Consider the following 22,407-nt stretch of genomic DNA (forward strand, 5'->3'; position numbering starts at 1 on the left):
GGCCCAGAGGGCGGGGAGCCGGCTCGGAGCAGGCATGGCTCCCCGGTGCGGACCTACCGGCGGTTGTCGTCGATGAGTTCGAGGTAGCGGGTGTAGTAGATACCGGATTTCTCCCGGTTCCGAATCAGGGTGCCCTCCTCCACGCGGTAGGTGCGGTCCGGGTCGCCCTTGAAGGAGAGCCAGTTGAAGGAGGTGGTCACCCAGGCGTCGTCGTAGAGGAGGATCTTGGCGTGGTTGCTCTTGAGACGGACCACGTGCAGCTTCTCGGGGTATCGCGCAGCGAGGTTGTTGAGCCTTCTGACGGCATTCGGGTCGGTCCTGTTCTCGCTGTCGTCGTAGCCGTAAGCGATATCGACCTTCACGCCTCGCTGCAGTCGGCGTTCCAGTTTGCCGACGAACGCCGTCGTGACAATCGCGCCGGTGATCCACGGCGAGATGATCAGGATGCGTTTCCGGGCACTGGTGAGGGCTTCGTCGAGGAGTTCGGGGTGCTCGAAGACACCGATTGCGCGGATCTCCTCTGCCGGCGGCTCTTGGGCCTCCGGCTCCGAGGGGAGGGGTGCCGGGGAGTTGAGCTGGACGGCAGCCTGCTCTTCGCGTTTCTGGGTGACCTCCTGCAGGGGGATCCGGGCCATTTCGAAGTCGGGTTCCAGCAGGGGGCGCTCAGGCTCGGGCTCTACGCTGATGCCGAGGGCCTTGGCCCCGCCGAAGCCGATCAGTTCGATCTCGTGGCGGTCGCTTAGTTCGCCGTCGATGACGACACCGAGCTCGATTTCAGCGCGTTCAGCGTCCGCGTAGACGAGGAGCTTGACTGGCAGGACGTGACAGGTCCGGGTCTGGACGATGCTTTTTACCTGCAGGACTTCGCGGGTGGTGGTGCCGTTCTCCTGGAGGAGAGTGGTGATCTCCTCGGCGGTCACCTCGCCGTCCTCGACGGGACCGGACCGCGCGGCAGGCAGCATGATCATTCCGGCTTCGGTGGCTACGTCCCGGGCGATGGTGCTGCGGCGGCTGTAGGGGGAGGCACGCCACAGCATCCGGTCGAATACGAGGGACTGGCTGACCCGGACCGGGACGATGGCAGCCGCCTTCGTCGCGGTGAAGCGGCCCTTCTCGGTCAGGCGCAGCCGCGGAACGGGCGCTGTGCCGGGCACGGGAGCGGTCCAGCGCAGGTCGTCGGAGCCGAAGAGGACCGCAACCGTCTGGTTGACCATGGCGACGTCCAGGCCGAGGAACCCGGCGATGGATTCCGGTGTCCTCTCCCCTTGGTCGACGAGCCGCAGGACGTACTCCTCCAACAGGGGGATGTCCTTGCTGTCCTGGGCGAGGACCTCGGCGGTGATGCGGGCGACGGGCAGGGCCGCGTCGACGATGCCAACGAGGTCGAAGCCGGTGCGGGCATTTCCAAATCGGACAGCCAGCAGGCTGTCCTCACTGAACGTTGGCATCGCGGATCTCGCAGTCTTCCGGGTGGCTGCTCATGTAGTCGAGGACGTTGCGCAGGGCGCCGGGTTTGCTGCGGCAGAAGCCGGCGTCCCCGACGATGATCAGCCCGAACCGGGCGCGGGAGAGGGCGACGTTGATGCGCCGCCAGTAGGGCTGCCCCAGGAACCCGAAGCGGCCGTCGGAGTTGCTCCGGGTCACGCAGAAGACCGCGAGGTCGCACTCGCGGCCCTGCACGGCATCGACGGAGAGCACCTCAGGCGTGAAGTGCCTAAGCTTCTTCTTGGCCAGCTGCTTCTTGAGCGTCTCGACCTGACGGCCGTAGGGCGCGATGACCAGAACCTCCAGGGGCTTGCCACCGGCTGGCTGTACCGCCCCCTTCCCGATCGCGTAGTCGATGACCTGCAGACGTTTCTCCGCGATCTGCGCCTCGAGCCGGTTGGAGACGCTGGTCTCGGTGCCGGACCGCTCCGTCTCACGCCTCCCCGGATGAAAGCTGGTGTCCATCCAGAGCACAGGCCGGTTGATGCCCCTGTACCCCTGCAGCTCGTGCGGATTGGGAGAGAGCAGTTCGTTGTCGTAGAAGCAGCTGCTGATCATGTTGCCGATGGCGGGCGTCATCCGGTACTGCTCGCGCAGCAGGTGCTTGACCGGCGGCTGTGCATTGTCCGCAAGGTGTTGGAACAGCGTCGTCTGCACGATCTCCGGGGTCAGCTGGTGGTCTTCCATGGCCTTGCCGTTGCGCAGCAGGTCCTCGTCGATCGGCGGGAGCTGCCTGGTGTCCCCAACCAGCACCCACCGCTTCGCGCGGGCCAGCGGGACCAGCGCCTCAGTCGCGGTCGCTTTCGACGCCTCGTCGAAGATGCACAGGTCGAAGTCCAGGGCACGTGCTGCCGGATGCCCCAGGAAGCCCAGGGCCGTGCCGCCCACCACGTTTCGGGTCCGCAAGAAACTGGCGATGAGGTGCGGGTCGCTGCCGATGCGCTTGAGCCATTCGCCTTGCAGACGCAGAAGCCGCATGAGGTCCTGTCCGGGGCCCGCTGTCGGAAACAGGGCCTCGACGGCGTCCCGGCACTCCCGCGCGGTCATGGCCTCGCGCAGGGTGAGGTCACCGTCTAGGGCGCTCTGGATCTCGGCGACCAGAGCCGCGCGCTGTTCGAGGAGTGTCTCCCGGCGGGCGCCGACGGTGACCGCTTCGTCTCCCAGTTCCCGCGCGGAGGTGGTGCGGTCGGGTAGAGGCTGAGCGGCCAGTTCCGCGAGCCGGGCCTCGACGTGCGCGAGGTCGGTGGCGACGGCGGCCGCCTCCTCCAGCAGGAGTGCCGCCTTCAGGTGCCGTGCCTCCAGCTTCTGCCTGGTCGCGACCGCTTCCAGGTGCCTCTCCGCCCGGGCCCGAACGCTCTGCGTCCACCTCTTGACCTGCCGGTCCAGCAGTAGCGCTTGCGCGGCGGGATCGATGCGCGGATCGTCGGGACGGCCCAGGCGCACCAGGCCGTCGATACCTGCCTCCTCCAGACGGCGCAGCGCGTTGTCGATGGCGATGTGGGTCTGGCTGACGATGAGGATCCGTGCGTCCGGCTTGCGGCTGAGGGTCTGCTCGACGATTTCCGCGATCACTGTGGTCTTGCCGGTGCCGGGCGGGCCCTCGACCAGCACCAGGTCCTGCGTCCCAAGCGCCCGCACGACGACGTCCCGTTTGCTCTGGTCGAGGTCGGCGCGGACCCAAGACGTGACCTCGATCGGAGGAAGGACCGGCATCCCTTGCGGATTCTCGATGATCTTACCCAACTGGGGGTTGCTGCTCTGCTGGGCGGCCACCATGGATAGCGCGTCGCGCTGCCTGTTGATGGCGCTCTGGCTGGGGCCGAGGAAAGGCAGCAGGTAGCCGCGGCGCGGCAGCGCCGTCTTGGCACGAGTCATCCGGAGCTGGACGGTGTCCTCGGTCCGACCGGTGACGACACCCCTGTCAATGGGCCGGCTGTAGGGGTACTCCACGACCGACCACTCGTCGCCGATCTCCATTACCGTTTCGGTGGCGCCCAGGCGGAAGGACCGCGTGTACGAGGTGCCCTCCGTCTTGTCGTAGGCGACGGGCTGCCGCCCATTCGCCGCGATCTCCTCTCGGGCTTCCAGGACGTGCCGCCAGCCGTCGAAGAGGTCCCCGAGGTTTTGCCGCCGGTCCTCGCGGCCCTTCTCCTCGCGGGCCTCCACATGCGTGTCGAGCCCCGCCAGCAGCACGTTCAGCCCGCGGTTGGCCGGGTCCTCGCCCGGATCGTAGAAGGTCCAGCTCAGAATCGGATCAAGCTTGAGCGCGGACTCCCGGCGCTTCGCCAGCCATTCCTCTGGCCGCTCTTCCGCGGACACGATGACGCACCGGTCGGAGTTGTTGTCGTCGCCGACCATGCGCAGGAACAGCTTCCGGCCGAAGACCCGCACCGTCTCGGTGTCAACCTCTTTCGTGGCCGGGTTCCATCCGTAGTCGACGTGCACCATGCCCGAGATGTCAGACATCACCTCCGACTTGGCGCGCGCCATGACCTGATCGAGGCTCGGTTCTTCCCCGTCCGGCACGGTGACGAGCTTCTCTGCGGCACTCTTGGTCATCTTCAGCCACACCGAGTTGCGCTGCCGCGCGTCACGGTTGCCGCACCGTCGCTCCGCCTCCAGCAGCTGGTGCTCCAGCACGATGGCGTTGGCTGGCCTGTTCTGCGGTTCGAGGTCGATGCAGGACTTCAGAATCGCGCGGACATCGGTGTCCATCTCCAGCTCGTCCAGCGCCGACAGCAGCCCGGGGTAGTCGCGAGCCTTGCTGTTGGACAGGACCTGGATGGCCAGGACAGCGTACGCGTAGACGTCCCTGACCCAGCCGACACTGCTCTTCTCCAACGGCTTGTACAGGCTGGAACCGTAATCAGCGACCGTGTGGTCTGTGGCGGGCGCCGCCGCCGTCTCCACGACCTTGGCGATCCCGAAGTCGGCGAGCTTGACCGTGCCGTCACTGGTCAAGAGGACGTTTCCGGGCTTGATGTCCCGGTGCTCCACCCGCTGCTCGTGAGCGTAGGCGAGTGCAGATGCCAACGGCCGCCCGATCCGGGCGAAGTAGGCCGGCCAGTCCAGCGGCCGACCCCCGCTCATCTCGTCCTTCAGACTCCTGTCGACCCACTCCAAGACGATGAAGTATTGCTCCAGCCTCTCGTCCCAGCCCGAGTCCAGCATTCGCACGATGTTCGGATGGGCCAGCGCCCGCAACGAGGCGGTCTCGCGGTCGAGGAAGATCCGAGTGCTCTCCTCGTCATCGCGCCGCTTGAGCAGTTTCACCGCCGCGTACGCGCCCTCCGGGCTCAGGACATCCACTGCCTTGCGCACCTCGGACATACCGCCCTGGCGCTTCTCCGCCTGCGGCAGCAGATGAAACCGCCTGTTGATCATGCCGGTCACACGCGGCTCCTCACCCATCAACTGCCCTTCATCTTCACGTCCTTGACCATCCTTTCAGGAGAGCATCGTCTTCGCTTCGGCTTCGCCTCCAAACGGCAAGGAAGTGAACCATCAGGGATGACTGGTATGCCGCTTCGCGATGGTGCGCGGCCAGCCGACGCCAGCAGGGCCGGGCGGCGATCGTCGGTGACACCCTGCTGGACACCAGCTGGGTTCTGTTCACCTGCTCCATTCTGCTCGGCGTCCCTTTGCGGCTCGCCCTGACCGTGGCCGACGTCGACGAGAATCAAACCGGGCCCGAATTGCCACTTGGGCCGTACTCGGCATAACCCCCGTACTGCTCGCCTGGGGTACACCGAGGCCCGCCGCGTGCCACGCGTGCGCCGACTCGACGTGCAACTCCCAAGGCTGGGTGCCAGGTTGGACGGTGTCCGCGTCGCCCTCATCACCGACACCCACTACGGCCCACTCGATCGCGTGACATCACTCCACGAGCCGCCCGCTCACGAGCGCAGCGACCCACCGATTACCCGTAAGCAGCGCCCGAATCGCCGGAAGCGCTGGGAGAGCTCTTCGACCTCATGGCCGCCCTGAGCGAATCCGCCGCCTCGACAGCGAACGGTCACGGCCCCGGCCTGCTCAAGCTGCCGCTTACGCCTGAGAGCGCACCCTCGAACGCGGCACGGGCCCCTTGAGGTTCCCGCGTCACGCGGGGGTGGGCTGATCAACCGGTTAGGAAGGGTTAGCGGGTGTTCAGGTTCGCCGTTTCGGCCGTCGCCTCGTTCTGGCGACTGCCGTGTGACGTGTGCGTGCCGGTCGCGTTCATCGGCCGCGTGAAAGATCATCACGTGTGGCCGCTGGATCTGTGTGCTCCGGGGACCGGCACTCTCGGTAGCGTGACCATCTGCTGCATGAGTGTCCATGTGTCCGGCTGGTCCGTGCGACGGCTTCCGGCTGAGAGTAATGAGGCTGCAATGAGTGAACTGACGAAGCCTGAGGTCGACGTTCCGGAGGGTGACGCTCCTACGGAGCTGACCATCCGGGACCTGGTCGTCGGGAACGGGGCTGAAGTGAAGCCGGGCATGGTGGTCAGGGTCCACTATGTCGGGGTGACCTTCGAGTCCGGGAAGGAGTTCGATGCCTCCTGGGGCCAGGGTCAGCCGTTCAAGTTCACCCTGGGCAGTGGCAAGGTCATCAAGGGCTGGGACCGGGGGGTGAGGGGGATGAAAGTCGGCGGTCGGCGCGAGATCATCGTTCCCCCGCGTCTCGGCTATGGCAACCAGTCGCCCTCGCCGTTGATCCCGGCGGGCTCGACCCTGGTCTTCGTGGTGGACCTGCTGGACTCGTACTCCAGCACAACCGGGTGGAGCAACGCCTAGTTGTACTGACCGGAGACGTTGATTGAAAGCACGGCGCTCCGATCAGCAGTTACGAGGTGGGGGCCGAGTGGCGTTCAAGCAGGTCTCTGGCGAGCTGACTGATGCGTTCGCGGGCCCTCTCTGGGGCGAGCACCTCGATATGGTCACCGAATTGGAGGAGCTGGCGCACTGACTCGATGTTGGGATAGCGCACGACGACGGTGCAACAACCATCTTCTGGGTCGGAAACTTCGTGGATGCGGTTGCCGAGTATGCGCCGCGCCAGGTCGATGCCAGTTTCTGGCAGGCGGATGGTCACGCTCACGCGGCCTTGCGCCTCGGTGCGTGCCTTCAACACGGCCCACCTGGTGTGAAGGGTCTCACCAGGTCGAAGAACAGCCGGCGCGTTGAGCTGTTCGTAGGCCGAGAGTCGTTCCAGAGCGAACAGCCGACCGTCCCCCTGGTCGTCGGCGATGAGATACCAGCGGCCTGACTTCGCCACGATCCCGTACGGGTCGACCACTCGCGTCGAGGCCCGACTCTCGGCGCTGCGCCGGTACCGGATGCGCAGCCGACGGCGGTGCCGCAGTGCCGTAGCCAGATCCGCTACGTCGATCGCCGCCTCTGAGCCAGCGAACCACGAGGTGCTTTCCACCAGCACCAGGTCCGCCAATCGCAGCAAGTTCGGTGGCTCAGGTGATCCAGCCTGGCGGGCAGCGATCTTGCGCGCGGCCGACTCCCACATCGCAGACAGGCCCATGCGCTCACGTTGCGTGCTGTCCAAACCCGCTACGGAGAGTGCTTCCAGCTCTGGTGGTTCCAGGTGGGATGCGTTGAGCCGCGCACCGGGGAGCAAGATGATCCCGCCGTTCCGCCCCCGTTCTGCATAAACAGGCACACCCGCAGTTGAGAGTGCCTCCACATCCCGCAGCACAGTCCGCCGAGACACCTCCAGACGCTTGGCCAGCTCGGCGGTGGTGATGCGCTGGCGGGCCTGCAGGAGCAGCAAGAGGTGCAACAGCCTCGAAGCCTTCATGCTGACTAATGTTCGCAGAAAAGGTGACAGGTTCTGTCGCGATGAGGCGATCGACTGGAGCGGTACCGAGACTTCAACGATCTGAGGAGCGCTCTATGCCCGCACCGAACCTGTTCCTGATCGGCGTCCGCGACGCCGAGGCCGCTACCGCCTTCTACAGCGACCTGTTCGAGATCGAACCGACCTTCATCAGTCCCCACTACGTAGCTTTCGAGGTTGCCCCCGGTGTCCTGTTCGCGCTGTGGACGGGCTACAGCGAGCAAGCGGTCCCGAGCACCCCTCGCACAAGCGAAGTCGGGCTGATGGTCTCCGGAGCAGCGACTGCGATTGACGAGATCTTCACGAGTTGGGTCTCGAAGGGAGTCCATGTCGTGGAGGAGCCGCACGACGCTGTCTTCGGCCGCACGTTTGTGATCACCGACCCCGACGGCAACCTCATCCGGGTCTCCCCGGTCGACTGAGCTGTACGTCCCCTCTCCACACCTCAAGTTGTCGAAGGGCCGACCACACACGATGGCCGGCCCTTCAGCCTGTCCAGGAGCGCAGAAATGTCCCATCCGAACGCCGTCCTCACCCCGCGCCACCGCATGAAAGTCGCTCGACTCGTCGTTGACGACGGCTGGCCAATCAGCGAAGTCGCGGCCCGATTTCAGGTGTCCTGGCCGACCGTGAAGAGGTGGGTCGACCGCTACCTTGCAGGTGAGTCCATGCAGGACCGATCCTCACGACCCCGGATATCGCCGAGCAAGACAACCATCACCGTGACGAAGAGGTGCGTCAACCTGCGACTGCGTCTGCGAGAAGGGCCGGTCCAGCTCGCCGCGAGACTCGACATCGCCCCGTCGACAGTGCACCGAATCCTGCGATCAGCGCGACTGAACCGCCTCGCCTACCTCGATCGCGCGACCGGTGAACCCGTCCGGCGGTACGAGCACGACCACCCAGGATCACTTGTGCACGTCGAAGTGAAGAAGCTCGGGAACATCCCCGATGGCGGCGGCTGGCGCTACGTCGGTCGCCGTCAAGGCGAGAAGCATCGCGTCGCGACACCGGGCAAGTCACGCAACGCCTACGGCGGCCCGAAGCTCGGATACGCATTCGTGCACACCATCATCGACGACCACTCTCGCGTCGCCTACACCGAGATTCACGATGACGAAAAAGCCGTGACCGCAGTCGGCGTACTGCATCGCGCGGCGGAGTGGTTCGCCGAGCGCGGCGTCGTCATCGCGAGGGTGCTCTCGGACAATGGAGGCGCCTATCGCTCCTATCTGTGGCGCGACACGTGCGACGCCCTCTCGATCACGCCGAAGTACACCCGCCCTTACCGTCCGCAGACCAACGGGAAGGTCGAACGCTTCCACCGCACCATGGCAGACGGCTGGGCCTACGCCCGCTGCTACGCCTCCGAGGCCGAACGCCGAAGTGAGTTGGAAAGCTGGTTGCACTACTACAACCACCACAGACCCCATACGGCATGCGGGAGCCTGCCGCCGTTCTCACGATTGATCAACGTGCCCGGTCAGTACACCTAGTGACCCTGGCCTCTCCTCCGCTGCCGCGTGCTGCGTCGTCCGCCGGGGTGGGCTCCGCCGTGCTCCTCGCTGCCGCTCCTGCTTCCCCCTCTGCAGCGTCCGAACGGTTCCGCTGCGACTCATTGACCGCCGAAGGCCACAAGGCGACCGACTTCCTCAACGGCCTACCCGGCGCCGCCGCCCGGACGTCTGAACCCGCCGGCCGCGCTCAGCAAACGGGGGAGGTCCCCGGGGGAATCCAGCTCGTCGCGCTGCCGATCACAGCGCCGGTCCGAGGAGGCCCCGCCCAGCAGCAACACATTGCGCAGGCCGATACGGACCAAGATCCGGACCATTTCCGGACCAGCCCACGCCAAGGAACCGCACCAACAGGCGTTTCCGCTTGTCAGCATGAGTGCAGCAGCTGTACCACCAGCAGACGAAGAACCTTCTTGCGACTGCAGCCCCAACCGCACGATTCAATGACCACCTTCACAGTCACCCGGCTACGCCTTCCAAACACGACCGTGACCTGCGGAAACACCCCGCACCGGCGAATTCGACCCGGATTCGCCCCGGAAGCCTCCGGGAAGGGCCCTGAGGGGGTGGGGCGTTGCGCCTGCCAAAAGACTCATCCGTCCTGGTGGGGGATCGACCCGGTACCCGAGCGGGGTTGCAGCACCTGGACGGACTTTCCGCGCTCCCAGGCCGATGCCGTGCCGGCATGTGACTTCTTCGAAGCGGTCGCCCTGTCCGGGGCGCGGCTGTACGTGTTCGCGGTGATCGGGCACGCCGGCCGGCGCATCCGCGTCCTGGGCGCGACGGCGCACCCGACCGCCTCCTGGGTGGCGCAGGCCGCCGGGAACCTCGTCACGGTTCTCAAGGATGCCGGCTGCCGGGCCCGGTTCATGATCCGCGACCGTGTCGGGAAGTACCCCGCCCTGTTCGGCCCCGTCCTTGAGGATGCGGGGATCGAGGTCGTACTCAGCGGGATCCGGATGCCGCGGATGAACCCGCTCATGGGAACGCCGGGTGCAGACCTGCCGACGCGAACTGCTGGACGGCACCCTGGTCTGGAACCAGCGCCACCTGCTCCACGCCCTGAACGAGTTCGAACAGCACGACAACTCCCACCGGCCCCACCAAGGCATCGCAGACGCCGGCCGCTGCACGTCTTGCCCCCACCGATCACCGATTCGGAGCAGCTCACCCACCTCGACATCCGCCGACGTGACCACCTCGGCGGCACCCTCCACGAGTACCAACATGCGGCCTGACCTGCACGGACGGAGTTCTCGGCAAGGGCAAGGTCAGGGCAGCCTCGGGCAACGGTTGCGAAGCAGGACCCTGTCCAAGGTGCTGTGCGGCTGCACGTTCCGGTGTAGTCCGAGTAGGTAGCCGGCGGCGCTACTGCGTAGTTCTCGGGCTGCCGTATGGGCCTGCACGGCTGACGAGAGAATCAGTATGCCCAGGAGTCCCGCCTGCGCCGCGGTGTCAGGGATCGCGAGGGTGGCAGCAGCGACGGCGGGCAGTAGGGGCAGCTTGAGTGACTTGATTCCCATCGTCGCCTGGACCGGTTGGAGCCCGACACTGCGCAGCCCTCGTCGGAGCTCCGCCAGCGGCGCCCTTACTTGGCGATCGGCGAGTGCTTCCAGGCGTGTGGTGAGGATCCCCGGGTCGTCTGCCTCGGCCAGTCTGGTGAACTCGTCGGTCAGCGACTCCAGGTGATCCCGGAACGCGTCGAACTCGGCATGGAGCGTCTTCCGTGCGGCCACGATCTTCTCGACCGGAACGTTCTCCAGGGACGCTGGCACCACGGCCTGAATGGCGAGAACCGCATACATTGCGGCAACCCCGTCGGCCGAGTACGGCCTCGGCCTTCCCCACGCTGGGCCCTCGAGTATTGCTCCCGCGATCGCCTCGGAGGTCCAGCCCTCCACGTCGCCGAGACTGTCCGGCTGGTCCGTGACGAGCTTGGCCTGGTTGGCATCCGCGACACGCTGCGCGAGCGCAGTGAGGAACACGGCTGCAAGGCGCGGGTGCATGCCAAGCCATCGTCGACCGCGGTCGTCGTCGACCGTCACCGCGAGCCCCGCCTCGACAAGTATGTCCTCAGCCACGCACATGCCCTTGTAGTCGAGATCGACCCACTCCAGGAGGTGCCGGGCCGGTGTCCCCGGCACTCGGTGAAACGGAGCGTCACGAACCGTCCGCGAAGGAAGAGCTGGTAGCCGCTCACGTAGGTCGTGGACCCGGCTCTCTACAAAGTGGAGGAAGTCCATCCCGGTTTCATGGCTGTACCACTCCGGGGAGAGGTTGACCATCAGACCGAGCTCGCCGTTCAGGACCTCGGCCATGCGGCTCTCCTGAATGGGATAGTCCTCCGGAACGATCCGGCCGATGTTCGGCCAGTACAAGGCTGCTGCCTTCAGCCACGTGTCGTCCTGGATGTGAATGTACGGGTAGTAGATCGCGAAATCGCGCATTCCAGCCTCCCCGATGACACATCCGCGATGGGGAGGCGCACATGGCCGGGCGGATCCAGGACGATCTCCATGTTCACCTCGCCCCGTACCTCGCCATCCTGCGAGATGAGCTCCTGGCGGTGAAGGATCCCGAACGTTGAGCCAGCGAGAATTTGGTCGAGGAGGCCAAGCGTGTGGGGGGCGCGCCAGCGAGCCTGTTGCTTGCCAGCCTCTTTGAGGGCATCGAGTGCGTCAACCACGCCCATCGGGAACAGCAGCCGGATGCGCTCGCGTCGTCCTGGTGGGAGCGGCCCTCGCTGACTGCGGAGTTCACACCACGCAGCGTACGCACCGACAGGAGCCGGGCCTCCTTCTCCGCGTCGTTGATGCCACTGATCAAGGAGTGCCGGTCACCGTAGTTGCGCGGGTTGAAGGTGCGGTCCAGGCTGGTCACGTGGATCAGGTATCAGCCCGCCTCCGCCGCGTCGACCAGGGCCACGCCCCGACCGGTCTCACGGGCGAGCCTGGACACCAACCACAGCACGAGCACGTCGCCGGGTTCGCCAAAGGCGCCGGACGTCAGGTCGGCCAGCAGCTTCTCGAAGTCGTCGCGCACCTTGGTCGCGAACTTGGAGGCCGAGCCGGTGTCCCTGTACGGCTCGCCCCACGTCCACGGACCGTGATCGGCTTCGGTAGCGATGTTGTCGCGGTGCTGGTCAGTGATGCTGCGCGCGGTCTTGCCCTTGCCCTTGGACACACGCAGGAACTCGCGTGCTGCCCTTGTCACGGTTCCCTTGGCCATAGCCCCTCCCCGTCCCTTACGGTCGCGTCATGTCACCTTCGCCATCAACCGTAGGTGTAATTCTGACCGTGGACGACGACCCGGGCGTGTCGCGTGCCGTCGCCCGCGATCTGCGACGTCGCTACGGCGAGTCGTACCGCATCGTACGTGCCGAGTCCGGCGAGTCCGCCCTTGCCGCCCTGCGTGAGCTGAAGCTGCGCGGCGCCCCCGTCGCGGTGATCGTGGCCGACTACCGGATGCCGAAGATGAACGGCCTGGAGTTCCTGGAGCAGGCTCTCGACATCCACCCCGGCGCCCGCAGGGTGCTGCTGACCGCGTACGCGGACACCAACGCGGCGATCGACGCGATCAATGTCGTCGACCTGGACCACTACCTCCTCAAGCCGTGGGAACCGCCGGAGGAGAAGCTCTATCCCGTCCTCGACGATCTCCTGCTGGCCTGGCGGGCCAGCGACCGCCGGCCGGTGACCGTCACCAAGGTCGTCGGGCACCGCTGGTCGGCGCGTTCGTCGGCGGTACGGGAGTTCCTGGCCCGCAACCAGGTGCCCTACCGCTGGTACTCGTCCGAGGATCCGGAAGGCCGGCGGCTGCTGTCCGCCGCGGGCGAGGAGGGCCTGCGGCTCCCGCTGGTGATCGCCCCCGACGGCACGGCGCTTGTCGAGCCCGAGGACCGGGAGCTCGCCGCCCGGGTCGGCCTCGCGACGACACCGGCGACGGACTTCTACGACCTGGTCATCATCGGCGGCGGACCGGCCGGTTTGGGCGCGGCGGTGTACGGGGCCTCCGAGGGCCTGCGGACCGTCCTCGTGGAACGCTCCGCGACCGGGGGCCAGGCGGGCCAGAGCTCCCGCATCGAGAACTATCTCGGCTTTCCGGACGGCGTGTCCGGGGCGCAGCTCACGGACCGGGCGCGGCGCCAGGCGTCGAGGTTCGGTGCCGAGATACTGACCGCGCGCGAGGTCACCGGGCTGGAAATCAACGGCTCGTCGCGTGTCGTCCGGTTCTCGGACGGCACCGCCGTCGCCGCGCACGCCGTGATACTCGCGACCGGCGTGTCGTACCGGCAACTGGACGCTCCCCAGGTGTCCGAGCTGACCGGCTGCGGAGTGTTCTACGGCTCGGCCCTGACCGAGGCGGCGGCGTGCCAAGGGCAGGACGTGTACATCGTCGGCGGCGCGAACTCCGCCGGCCAGGCCGCGATCTACCTGGCCCGGAGCGCCAAGTCGGTCACCGTACTGGTGCGTGAGCAGTCCGTGTCCACCTCGATGTCGCACTACCTCGTCCAGCAGGTCGATGAGACGCCCACGATTTCCGTGCGCACCCACACGGTCGTCGACGCCGCCCACGGCTCGGGTCATCTGGAACAGATCACCCTGCGCGACACGGCGACCGGCCACACCGACATCGTCGACGCCCAGTGGATGTTCGTCTTCATCGGCGCGGCCCCGCTGACCGACTGGCTGGAGGGCACGGTGCTGCGGGACTCCCGCGGGTTCATCCTGACCGGCCCCGATCTGACCACGGACGGGCGCCCGCCGCCCGACTGGGAGTTGGACCGGCCGCCCTACCACCTGGAAACCAACGTCCCGGGCGTGTTCGTCGCCGGAGACGCCCGCGCCGAGTCCGCCAAGCGTGTCGCTTCCGCAGTGGGCGAGGGAGCCATGGCGGTCATGCTCGTCCACCGATATCTGGAGCAGTCATGAACGGCCGGCCGATCCCGTGCAGTCAGCAGGAACTCGGCTCGCTCTTCCTGTTCGAGAAGCTCGCCCCCGACCAACTCGCCTTCCTCTGCCACGAAGGCCGTGTGGAGGAGTTCGCACCCGGCCCCGTGTACGCGGAGGGCGACCCCGCCACGTGCTTCTACGTGCTGCTCGAGGGCACCCTCGTGCTCTCGAGCAGGATCGGCGACTACGACGTGGAGACCAACCGGAGTTCCAGCCGCGGGGTGTACGCGGGAGCCTTCCAGGCATACCTGGGAGACCGCGTGCGGCAGGTGTACAACAGCTCCCTCCGCGTCATCGAGCCCACACGCTTCTTCGTGCTGCCCGCGGAGACCTTCGCCACGGTCATGCATGAGTGGTTTCCCATGGCCGTGCACCTGCTGGAAGGTCTCTTCTTCGGCGTCAAGAGCGCCCAGGAGGCCGTCGGCCAGCGAGAACGGCTGCTGGCGCTCGGGACCCTGTCCGCCGGGCTGACCCATGAGCTGAACAACCCGGCCGCCGCGGCCGTGCGCGCCACCTCCGCGCTCCGCGAGCGGGTGGCCGGAATGCGCCACAAGCTCGGCGTCATCGCGGCACGCCCGTACCGGCGCGACACGCTCAAGACGCTCGTCGACGTCCAGGAACGCACCGCCGAGCGCGTCGCCAAGGCCACCGCCCTGAGCCCGCTGGAAGCCTCGGACCGGGAGGACGCCCTCGCCGACTGGCTGGACGCCCACGGCATCGGGGACGGCTGGCAGCTCGCGCCCACCTTCGTCCAGGCCGGCCTCGACACCGACTGGCTGGACCACGTCGCCGCCGCCGTGGACGACGAAACCCTCGAAGGCGCCGTGCGGTGGCTCGACTACACCGTGGAGACCGAACTGTTGATGAACGAGATCGAGGAGTCGACCACCCGCGTCTCGGCACTCGTCACCGCGGCCAAGCAGTACTCGCAACTCGACCGAGCTCCCTACCAGGTCACCGACGTCCATGAACTGCTGGACAGCACCCTCCTGATGGTCTCGGCGAAGATCGGCTCCCACATCACCGTCGTCAAGGACTACGACCGCAGCCTGCCGAAGATCCCGGCCTACCCCGGCGAGCTCAACCAGGTGTGGACGAACCTGATCGACAACGCCGTCTCGGCGATGAACAGCACGGACGCCGGCGGCACGTTGACCGTACGCACCGCGCGGGACCGCGACCATCTCCTCGTCGAATTCCGCGACACCGGCCCCGGAGTCCCCGCGGAGATCCGAGACCGCATCTTCGATCCCTTCTTCACCACCAAACCGACCGGTGAGGGGACGGGTCTCGGCCTGGACATCTCCTGGCGCATCGTCGTCAACAAACACCACGGGGACCTGAGGTTCCAATCCGCCCCCGGCGACACCCGCTTCCAGGTCCGCCTGCCGCTGACCTCCGCCGACCCCCCTTCCCCACAGGAGCCGTCATGAGTTCACTGCCCGGAATCGACCCCTCGGTCCCGCCCACCGGAACGGGATGCGCCGAGTGCGAGGCCAGTGGCGGCTGGTGGTTCCATCTGCGCCGCTGCGCACAGTGCGGCCACATCGGCTGTTGCGACGACTCACCCGCCAAACACGCAACGGCCCACGCCCGGGGCACCGGGCACCCGGTCATCCGTAGCTTCGAACCGGGCGAATCCTGGTTCTACAACTACGAGACCTCGCAGGTGTACGCCTCGGGCCCGGCCCTAACTCCCCCGGAGAGCCACCCGGCCGATCAGCCCACCCCCGGCCCCGCGGGACGCGTCCCGGAGGACTGGGCCCAACAGCTGGGATAGGCACGGGGAACGCCGGCCGGGCGCACCGCGAACGGTCGCGGCCGGGCCCGCTGTGGCGCCAGTCGGTCAGGTAGTGGTCGGTGAATCGCTCGTGGTGAGCCATGACATCGAGGAAGTCGTAGACCTGCTCGGGTGCCTGCGGTACGTCGATCGACACGGTGACAGGCTTGATGACAGGCTTCATGTACCGCACGGTATAGGCCTCAAGTGCCCCTGGGTACGCTCCGGTTGTGGCGAATCCGGACGGCACGGCATCGGGGACCTGTGCGCGTCCTCAAGACATCGGCCGCATCCGGACGTGCGGCAGTGGAATCCGAGTGTGCGGCCGTCGGACCGGCCGCTAAAGTCGCCCGCGTGACCAGGGACATACGTATCTGCTTCATCGGCGACTCCTTCGTCCAGGGAGTCGGCGACCCGGAACACCGGGGGTGGGTCGGCCGGGTGCTGGAAGCCACCGCCGGGGACCTCACCGCCTTCAACCTGGGCATCAGGCGCAACACTTCGGACGACATCCGACGTCGCTGCTGGCAGGAAGTACTGCCCCGTCTGGTCGGGGCGGACAACCGGCTCGTCGTCTCCTTCGGCAGCAACGACACCCTTGAGGAGAACGGCGCGGTTCGGGTCGATCCGGGGCGCTCGTTGGAGAATCTGACGTCGATCCTGGACGAGTGCGGGCGGCAGGCCGTTACTGCGCTGGTCGTCGGCCCTCCGCCGGTCATCGACGCGGGCGAGGCCCATCTGCGGCGCACCGTGAAGCTCGCCGACGAGATGACCGCCCTCTGCCGGTCACGCCATGTCCCGTTCATCGCGACGACTATGGAACTGGCCAGTGATCCCACCTGGCGCCGGGAAGCGCTAGCTGGTGACGGCGCGCACCCGGGAATCGGTGGATACCGCAGGCTGGCTGACATCGTCCTCACCGGTCAATGGCGCGATTGGATCGCTCAGACGCACCACTGATCGCACCTCAGCCGTCGTCTCCCCGCTGGGCGTCCAGCTCGGCCGACCACCGGTCCGCCCACACGCGCAGGGGTTCCAGCGAGGGGCGAAGGGCGTCTCCCAGCTCGGTGAGGTGATAGACGCCGTCGGCACCGGTGGTCACGATCCCCACCTCGGTCAGCTCGCGCAGCCGGTCGGTCAGCACGCTGGAGGACATCCCGTCCGCGCGTCGGCGCAGCTCGCGAAAACCGGCCGGTTCCTGTTGCAGCTCCCAGATCACCCGCAGCGCCCATCGGCGGCCCAGCAGGTCCAGTGCGGCCATCATCGGACGGCCGGTGCTCGCCCCCCGGACGGGTCGGCCCGGCCTCGGTGCACGTTCGACCGCTCCGGAATCGCTTGCGCTTCGCATACCGAACCATGATAGTGGTTCGAAATCCGAAGCAATGGGAGCGGGCATGGAACTGACGCCGGAGATGATCTACCGCGAAACCATCGACGGCCCATGGGGCCCGACCACCGGCAGCCCGCTGGGGGCGCGGCTGTGCTGGCAGGTGAACACCGCGCGCCTCATCGGCGACCGGATCGACGCCACCCTGGTCACCCCCGGGATGGACTGGATCCGGATCGGCGCGGACGGGACCCGCCGGCAGGACCTGCGCGTCACGCTGGCCGACGAGGACGGCGAAGTGATCATGCTGAGCTACGACAACGCGCTGATCCGGGAAAGTCCGGCATTCCTGGCCGCGCTCGGGGAAGGCCGGGAAACCCGGTTCGGCGACCAGTACATGCGGATGGTCGCCCAGTTCGACACCGGCGCCGCCCGGTACCGCCGGCTCACCCAGAGCCTGTTCATCGGCGAAGGCCGACTGGCCGGCCCGCGCACCATCGAGTACCGGATCCACCCGAGTACCGGATCCACCGCGTGGATTGAGCCGCCCGGCAGCGGCGGGGCCTGCACTCCCACCCCCGCCCCCGATATCGGGCGAAATTTTCCCTTGTCCCGAATTGGGTAGTTGTGTGTATCGTCCTCAGAGACAGTTCCCGCACACGATGGGACTGGGAGACATGATGAAGAAGATCATCGCGACAGCTTTCATCACCGCACTGTTCGCCGCCGGAGGCACCGGCATCGCCTCGGCGGCCCCCGCAGCGCCGGGGCCGCCTCCGGGCCGCGACATCGTCACCACGACGTTCCACTGTCCCGCCCCGCGCAACACCTTCACGATCAGGGCGGACCCGTGGGTGATGGGCCAGTACGAGTGGTATTACGGCACGCAAGGCTGCACGTACACGACGTAGCCACCGAACGCCGACCCTCGTCGCCCGAACTTCCCCTCGACCGCGCCTTGGGTTTCCGCACGGCTCCACGACCGGGTCCGCGTCGGCGATGTGCTCCCCGTCTCCGCGCCGTTCGGCGATCTGACACTGCCGGACGGCGACGGCCCGCTGCTCCTGGCGTCCGCCGGAATCGGCGGCACCCCCATGCTCGCCATGCTCCACCACCTGGCCGACACCGGGTCGTCCCGGCAGGTCGTCGCTGTCCACGCCGACCGCTCTCCGGCCGACCACGCGCACGGCGACGAACTGCGTCGTCTGGTCGGCGCTCTGCCTCATGCCGCGCTGCACCTGTGGTACGAGGAAGCGGACCAGCAGGCATCCGCGGTGGCCTCCGCATCGGTGGCGGTGTCCGCGGGCCGAGCCGACATCGGCGGGCTGCCCCTGCCCGAGGGCATCACCGCCTACCTCTGCGGCCCCCTGCCGTTCATGCGCACCCTGCGGGGCGACCTGCTCCGCCGCGGAGTCCCGCCGCAAGCAGTCCACTACGAGGTGTTCGGCCCCGACCTCTGGCTGACGCAACAGCCGTAGGGATGTGTTCTGCCAGGTGGCGTCGCACGGCCGCCGGGAGCGTCAGGAGTGCTGCCGCTCCACCAGGACGCGGGTGGCCGACCGCCGTACGACGACGCCCGCGCTCCCCCCGGCGACGGCGAACAGGGTGAGGCCGCTGATCGGGAACGCGGCCGTCGGGTCGTGGGCGGCGAGGCCGGGGAGGAACAGCCATGAGACGGTTCCGGCGGTGCGGACGGCGGTGAGATCCACGCTCATCAGCCGCAGCCGGACCGGCGGCGGGAACGAGGACAGGTGCGTGCCCAGGGCGACTTGGAGGAACGCGGTCACGGCACCGAGGGCGGCGGAGAGGCCGAGGACGACCGGTAGCGAGTCGGCAAGGGTGATCGAGGCGAGCACCAGGCCGAAGACGGCCGAGGTGCCGCAGTAGAACGCGGGCAGATTGGCGGGAAGGCGCATGTTCCCGGCGAACCCGTTGGCGAGGAAGGCTCCGGCCCCGATCGCCATGAGTGCCGCACCGTACGCGGCGGCTCCCGCATCCAACCGCGCAGCCAGGAACGCGGGCAGGGCCATGTAGACGGTCTGGGCGAAGAACCCGGCACCGTGCACCCCGATGGCCACCGCCGTGTCCGGGCACCTCCGCAGCAGCACACTGGCCCGGGGACGCATCCCCACCCCGGCCTCCTTCTCCCCCTCGCGGGACATGCCGAGCGTGGCGCGGGCGAACAGCACGAGCAGCGCGACGGCCGACACCGCGAAGGTGCCGCCGTCGAGCCAGAACAGGGAGTGCCTGGGCATCAGACGCAACAAGAGGCCGGCGGCGCCGGGGCCCGCGACGCGGGCGATGCGGAGGGTGAGGTCCATCAGCCCGGTCACCGCCTGGACGTCATGGTCGTCCACCAGCTCGGGGACCAGCGCGCCGAGATTCGGATCGAACAGGGCTCCGCCGACGCCGAGGAGGACCACGCAGGCCAGAACCCCGGGGGCGCCGAGGGTGTCCCAGGCGAAGGGCAGCGCCGTGGCCAGCCCGGCCCTGGCGGCGTCCACGACCGCGAGCCGGCGCAGGGTGGCGAAGCGGGCCACGATCCGGCGTCCGACCGTGCCCAGAACGATGTACGGCACGGACTCGGCAATCGCCACCAGGCCCATGGCCGCCGCGCCGTACTCCTGCCACGCGATCCAGGTGATCGCCATGGCGTAGACGCGGTCACCGAAGACGGAGAGCATCTGGGCGCCCCACAGGAGCAACACCGGCCCCTGACGCAGCAGCCGTACGTAGCCCACGATCGCTCTCCGCCCAGGAAACACAAACCCGGCAGCACATATCGTCTGCCGGGAATGCACGACACCCTACGACGCGGATGCCGCCGTGCGGCGCAGACTCACTCAACCCTCGCTTGGAGGGCGTGTCAGGCGGTTTCGAGCGTTCTGTTCCGGGTCTCCGGAAGGAGCAGGAAGAGCAGTACCCCGGCGGTCGCCTCCAGAAGGAGAATCCAGTACCCGAGGGCCATGTCGTAGTGATGCGCGATCGACCAGGTGGCGAGGACGGGCACGCTGCCACCGAAAATCGTGGTCGCCAGGTTGTACGGCACGCCTACGCCCGAAGCCCGTACGCCGGTCGGAAACAGCTCGCTGAAGAGGGCCGCCACATTGCCGTAGGTGAGGGCGAGCAGCAGGTTTCCGATGACCGCCACGAGGAGATATCCGGCCGGGGTCGCGTTCTGCAGCAGAGAGAGCATGGGAACGGCGAGCAGGGCGAAGCCGAACGCCTCGGCCAGGACGAGCGGTTTGCGGCCGGTCATCCGGTCCGACAGGAAACCGACCAGCGGCAGCGCGCCCACGAACACCGCCAGCGACACCGCGTTCAGCATCAGCCCGGTCTTCAACGGGAATCCGGAGACCAGATGTGCGTACGTGGGAAGGAAGACCTGCCAGACGAAGTACGTCGACTGACTGAATTGGATGACCATCACGAGCAGAACGCTCCGACGGTGTTCACGGATTGCGGTCCGCAGCGGCCTGGACTCGAGTTTCCCCGCCGTCTGCAATGCGCTGAAGACCCGGCTTTCCGGGACCGATCGCCGCAGGTGGAGCCCGTACAGGCAGAGCACTGCGCCCAGCAGGAAGGGGATCCGCCATCCCCATGCGGCCAGCGCGCCCTCCGGCAGGACCGCGCTGATCAGTGCGGAGACCAGGGTCGCGGACAGTATCCCCAGCCCGGCGGTCACGTACTGAACGCAGCCGACGCTCGCTCGGCGGCCCGGCGGTGCGTGCTCGACCATGAAAACGGAAGCGGCCTGGTATTCACCGGAATTCGATATGTTCTGGATCACTCTGCCCGAGACGAGAAATACCGGAGCGAGTACGCCGATCGAGTCATAGGTCGGCGACAGGCTTATCAGCAGCAGGCCGGCCGTCATGATGTACAGGGTGAGGGAGAGCAGCCGGCGGCGCCCGTAGCGGTCCCCGTAAGGCGACAGCAGGGCGGCCGCGACGGGGCGTACGACGAAGGCCACGCCGACGACCGCGCCGTAGGTGTAGAGGAGCGCGGCCGCCTTGCTGTCCGCCGGGAAGAACTGCTGTGAGAAGACGGGGGCGAGCAGGGTATAGAGCGTTGCGTCATAGAATTCTATGAGGTTTCCGATGGCTCCGGCGGTGACCGCTTTGCGGGACAACCGGTACTGAACCGGTGCTTCCGTTGCGAATATGCGAGAGGTGTCCATAAGACTCCCGGGGCATGAATTGCGCGGAGGGCCGCAAGAATTCGGTTCCGGAGAAGCCTGGAGAATTCCTCCAGGATTACCGCGTGGGCCGACGGCTGCAACTCGGCTTGTTCACCACACGACCGGCAGGGCGGCGAGTCCGTAGACCCGCGGAAGGGCCTTCCACGTCTGGCCCGCCTCGGTGGAAGCCAGACGCAGGGAGGGGAATCGGCCGAGAAGGGCCGCGATCCCCGTCTGGAGCTCCACGCGGTTCAGATGGGCCGCCACACAGCGGTGGATTCCGTGCCCGAAGGTCAGGTGCGGGTTGGGGGCACGCTCCAGGTCCAGCTGCTCATGGCCTTGGGCGGAGCCGACGCCGCCGTGTGGAGCGGGGAAGACGGCGGCGTCCCGATTGGCGGAGTGGACCGAGACCACGACGGTCTCACCCGCCCGGACGGTGACGCCGCCGAGCGTGACGTCCTCCCTGGCCACTCGCAGATGACCGTCCTTGAGCACCGTGTGGACACGCAGCATCTCCTCCACCGCGACGGGTATCAGTGTGGGGTCGCTGCGCAGTCGCTCCCACAGCTCCGGATTGCGCAGCAGCTCGCTGAGGGCCGACGCGAGCAGACTGGACAGGGTCACATGTGCCGAGAACAGGAGCTGGAAGATCAGCACGGCCAGTTCCCGTTCGCTCACCGCGCCCCGTTCGTCCCGCGCAGCGATAAGTGAGCTGACCACGTCGTCGCCGGGTGCGGCGCGCCGCGCAGCGATCAGCTCGTTGACGTAGTGGAGCATCTGGCGCCGAACGGCCCCGACGTGTTCGGCCGAGGACGCGCCCTGCATCGCGGCGTTCCAGGAGCGGATGCGGTCCGCCACCTGTTCCGGCAGGTTCTGCCATGCGCACATGACGGCTGCCGGCAGCAGGTCGGCGTAGCCGGACACCAGATCGGCCGGCGGGCCGGTCTCCGCCATGGCGTCCAGCAGCCGGTCGGCGACCTGCCGGACCAGAGGACGCAGGCGGTCGATCCGGCGGACCGTGAAGGCAGGTGCGAGGACATTACGCATGCGCGGGTGGTCCGGCGGATCGAGCTGCCGGAGCGCCGGGAAATCGGCGTCGAAGGGCACCGGATTCAGCCGCGGAGAGTCGGGGTGCGCCTCCTTGGGCACGCCGAACCGGGGATCGCCGAGGATGCGTCGCGCGTCCTGGTACCGCGTGGCCAGCCATATCTCGTGGCCGCTGAGGACCACGACACGGGTGAGCGGCCGGTTCTCGCGCAGCCAGGCCAGTTCGGAGAGCACCTCTGACTGCGAGCCGTGGAGCGGGAAGGCTTTGGGGGACGAGTCGTCGATCACGGCGCGCG

The 22,407-nt window shown here is 67.5% G+C and carries 18 protein-coding genes and 3 pseudogenes; 11 read left to right on the forward strand and 10 right to left on the reverse strand.

Going from position 1 to position 22,407, the window contains the following annotated elements:
* Positions 1 to 53: 53 nt before the first annotated feature.
* Positions 54 to 1,448, reverse strand: coding sequence for a phospholipase D-like domain-containing protein (locus tag B1H19_RS05445; protein ID WP_083103484.1), 1,395 nt, complete (start codon positions 1,446 to 1,448; stop codon positions 54 to 56).
* Entirely contained in the window at positions 1,432 to 4,869 is a 3,438-nt protein-coding gene (locus tag B1H19_RS05450) for a serine/threonine-protein kinase (protein WP_237289761.1), read from the reverse strand. The genes B1H19_RS05445 and B1H19_RS05450 overlap by 17 nt, the downstream gene beginning before the upstream one ends.
* 123 nt (positions 4,870 to 4,992) lie before the next feature.
* Here B1H19_RS05450 and B1H19_RS39655 point away from each other — a divergent pair.
* Together B1H19_RS39655 and B1H19_RS05460 are read left to right on the forward strand one after the other, a co-directional pair.
* Positions 4,993 to 5,355: pseudogene (locus B1H19_RS39655) on the forward strand (metallophosphoesterase); the annotation flags it as partial.
* A 497-nt stretch (positions 5,356 to 5,852) separates the two neighbouring features.
* On the forward strand, positions 5,853 to 6,257 hold the full coding sequence (locus tag B1H19_RS05460) for an FKBP-type peptidyl-prolyl cis-trans isomerase (protein ID WP_083103486.1): 405 nt from the start codon (positions 5,853 to 5,855) through the stop codon (positions 6,255 to 6,257).
* 49 nt (positions 6,258 to 6,306) lie between these two features.
* On the opposite strand, the gene B1H19_RS05465 is transcribed toward B1H19_RS05460, so the two are convergent.
* Positions 6,307 to 7,272, reverse strand: coding sequence for a helix-turn-helix transcriptional regulator (locus B1H19_RS05465; RefSeq protein ID WP_083103487.1), 966 nt, complete (start codon positions 7,270 to 7,272; stop codon positions 6,307 to 6,309).
* Positions 7,273 to 7,367: 95 nt separating this feature from the next.
* Here B1H19_RS05465 and B1H19_RS05470 point away from each other — a divergent pair, with 95 nt between their 5' ends.
* Together B1H19_RS05470 and B1H19_RS05475 are read left to right on the forward strand one after the other, a co-directional pair.
* Positions 7,368 to 7,733, forward strand: a complete 366-nt coding sequence (locus B1H19_RS05470) for a VOC family protein (RefSeq protein ID WP_030981285.1) — start codon at positions 7,368 to 7,370, stop codon at positions 7,731 to 7,733.
* Positions 7,734 to 7,820: 87 nt separating this feature from the next.
* Positions 7,821 to 8,807 (forward strand): IS481 family transposase, encoded by a 987-nt coding sequence (locus B1H19_RS05475; RefSeq protein ID WP_107425893.1) that lies wholly within the window; start codon positions 7,821 to 7,823, stop codon positions 8,805 to 8,807.
* A gap of 1,289 nt (positions 8,808 to 10,096) precedes the next feature.
* Here the strand turns inward: B1H19_RS05475 and B1H19_RS05485 are convergent.
* The gene (locus tag B1H19_RS05485; protein WP_159028002.1) at positions 10,097 to 11,272 is read right to left on the reverse strand and encodes a DUF6236 family protein; all 1,176 of its coding nucleotides are present in this window, start codon (positions 11,270 to 11,272) and stop codon (positions 10,097 to 10,099) included.
* A gap of 445 nt (positions 11,273 to 11,717) precedes the next feature.
* A complete protein-coding gene (locus tag B1H19_RS05495; protein WP_083103489.1) occupies positions 11,718 to 12,053 on the reverse strand; it encodes a recombinase family protein in 336 nt (111 codons plus the stop codon).
* 29 nt (positions 12,054 to 12,082) lie between these two features.
* Here B1H19_RS05495 and B1H19_RS05500 point away from each other — a divergent pair, with 29 nt between their 5' ends.
* From B1H19_RS05500 to B1H19_RS05510, 3 genes are read left to right on the forward strand one after another with little or no spacing between them, the layout of a single operon-like run.
* Positions 12,083 to 13,756, forward strand: a complete 1,674-nt coding sequence (locus B1H19_RS05500) for an NAD(P)/FAD-dependent oxidoreductase (RefSeq protein WP_083103490.1) — start codon at positions 12,083 to 12,085, stop codon at positions 13,754 to 13,756.
* Positions 13,753 to 15,210, forward strand: a complete 1,458-nt coding sequence (locus B1H19_RS05505; RefSeq protein WP_083103491.1) for an ATP-binding protein — start codon at positions 13,753 to 13,755, stop codon at positions 15,208 to 15,210. The genes B1H19_RS05500 and B1H19_RS05505 overlap by 4 nt, the downstream gene beginning before the upstream one ends.
* Positions 15,207 to 15,557 (forward strand): UBP-type zinc finger domain-containing protein, encoded by a 351-nt coding sequence (locus B1H19_RS05510; RefSeq protein WP_083103492.1) that lies wholly within the window; start codon positions 15,207 to 15,209, stop codon positions 15,555 to 15,557. Before B1H19_RS05505 ends, B1H19_RS05510 begins: the two co-directional genes overlap by 4 nt.
* A gap of 37 nt (positions 15,558 to 15,594) precedes the next feature.
* Here the strand turns inward: B1H19_RS05510 and B1H19_RS39660 are convergent.
* Positions 15,595 to 15,729 (reverse strand): annotated as a pseudogene (locus B1H19_RS39660) (SRPBCC family protein); the annotation flags it as partial.
* Between the two features lie 182 nt (positions 15,730 to 15,911).
* Between B1H19_RS39660 and B1H19_RS05515 the strand changes: the two are divergent.
* The gene (locus B1H19_RS05515) at positions 15,912 to 16,517 is read left to right on the forward strand and encodes a GDSL-type esterase/lipase family protein (RefSeq protein ID WP_083103493.1); all 606 of its coding nucleotides are present in this window, start codon (positions 15,912 to 15,914) and stop codon (positions 16,515 to 16,517) included.
* A gap of 7 nt (positions 16,518 to 16,524) precedes the next feature.
* Here the strand turns inward: B1H19_RS05515 and B1H19_RS05520 are convergent, their stop codons facing one another.
* Positions 16,525 to 16,818 (reverse strand): winged helix-turn-helix transcriptional regulator, encoded by a 294-nt coding sequence (locus B1H19_RS05520; protein WP_203237320.1) that lies wholly within the window; start codon positions 16,816 to 16,818, stop codon positions 16,525 to 16,527.
* Between the two features lie 133 nt (positions 16,819 to 16,951).
* On the opposite strand from B1H19_RS05520, the gene B1H19_RS05525 reads away from it, so the two are divergent.
* The 3 genes and pseudogenes from B1H19_RS05525 to B1H19_RS05535 form a co-directional block, all read left to right on the forward strand.
* Positions 16,952 to 17,509 (forward strand): DUF3237 family protein, encoded by a 558-nt coding sequence (locus B1H19_RS05525; protein ID WP_159028003.1) that lies wholly within the window; start codon positions 16,952 to 16,954, stop codon positions 17,507 to 17,509.
* A 52-nt stretch (positions 17,510 to 17,561) separates the two neighbouring features.
* Positions 17,562 to 17,795 (forward strand): hypothetical protein, encoded by a 234-nt coding sequence (locus B1H19_RS05530; RefSeq protein ID WP_083103496.1) that lies wholly within the window; start codon positions 17,562 to 17,564, stop codon positions 17,793 to 17,795.
* A 51-nt stretch (positions 17,796 to 17,846) separates the two neighbouring features.
* A pseudogene (locus B1H19_RS05535) lies at positions 17,847 to 18,362 on the forward strand (ferredoxin reductase domain-containing protein); the annotation flags it as partial.
* A gap of 42 nt (positions 18,363 to 18,404) precedes the next feature.
* On the opposite strand, the gene B1H19_RS05540 reads toward B1H19_RS05535, so the two are convergent.
* The 3 genes from B1H19_RS05540 to B1H19_RS05550 form a co-directional block, all read right to left on the reverse strand.
* Positions 18,405 to 19,625, reverse strand: a complete 1,221-nt coding sequence (locus B1H19_RS05540; protein WP_083103497.1) for an MFS transporter — start codon at positions 19,623 to 19,625, stop codon at positions 18,405 to 18,407.
* Between the two features lie 125 nt (positions 19,626 to 19,750).
* Positions 19,751 to 21,016 (reverse strand): MFS transporter, encoded by a 1,266-nt coding sequence (locus B1H19_RS05545; protein WP_159028004.1) that lies wholly within the window; start codon positions 21,014 to 21,016, stop codon positions 19,751 to 19,753.
* A gap of 159 nt (positions 21,017 to 21,175) precedes the next feature.
* The gene (locus B1H19_RS05550) at positions 21,176 to 22,399 is read right to left on the reverse strand and encodes a cytochrome P450 (RefSeq protein WP_083103499.1); all 1,224 of its coding nucleotides are present in this window, start codon (positions 22,397 to 22,399) and stop codon (positions 21,176 to 21,178) included.
* Positions 22,400 to 22,407: the final 8 nt, after the last annotated feature.

Origin of the sequence: Streptomyces gilvosporeus, from assembly GCF_002082195.1 — a bacterium.
Taxonomy (GTDB): Bacteria; Actinomycetota; Actinomycetes; order Streptomycetales; family Streptomycetaceae; genus Streptomyces; species Streptomyces gilvosporeus.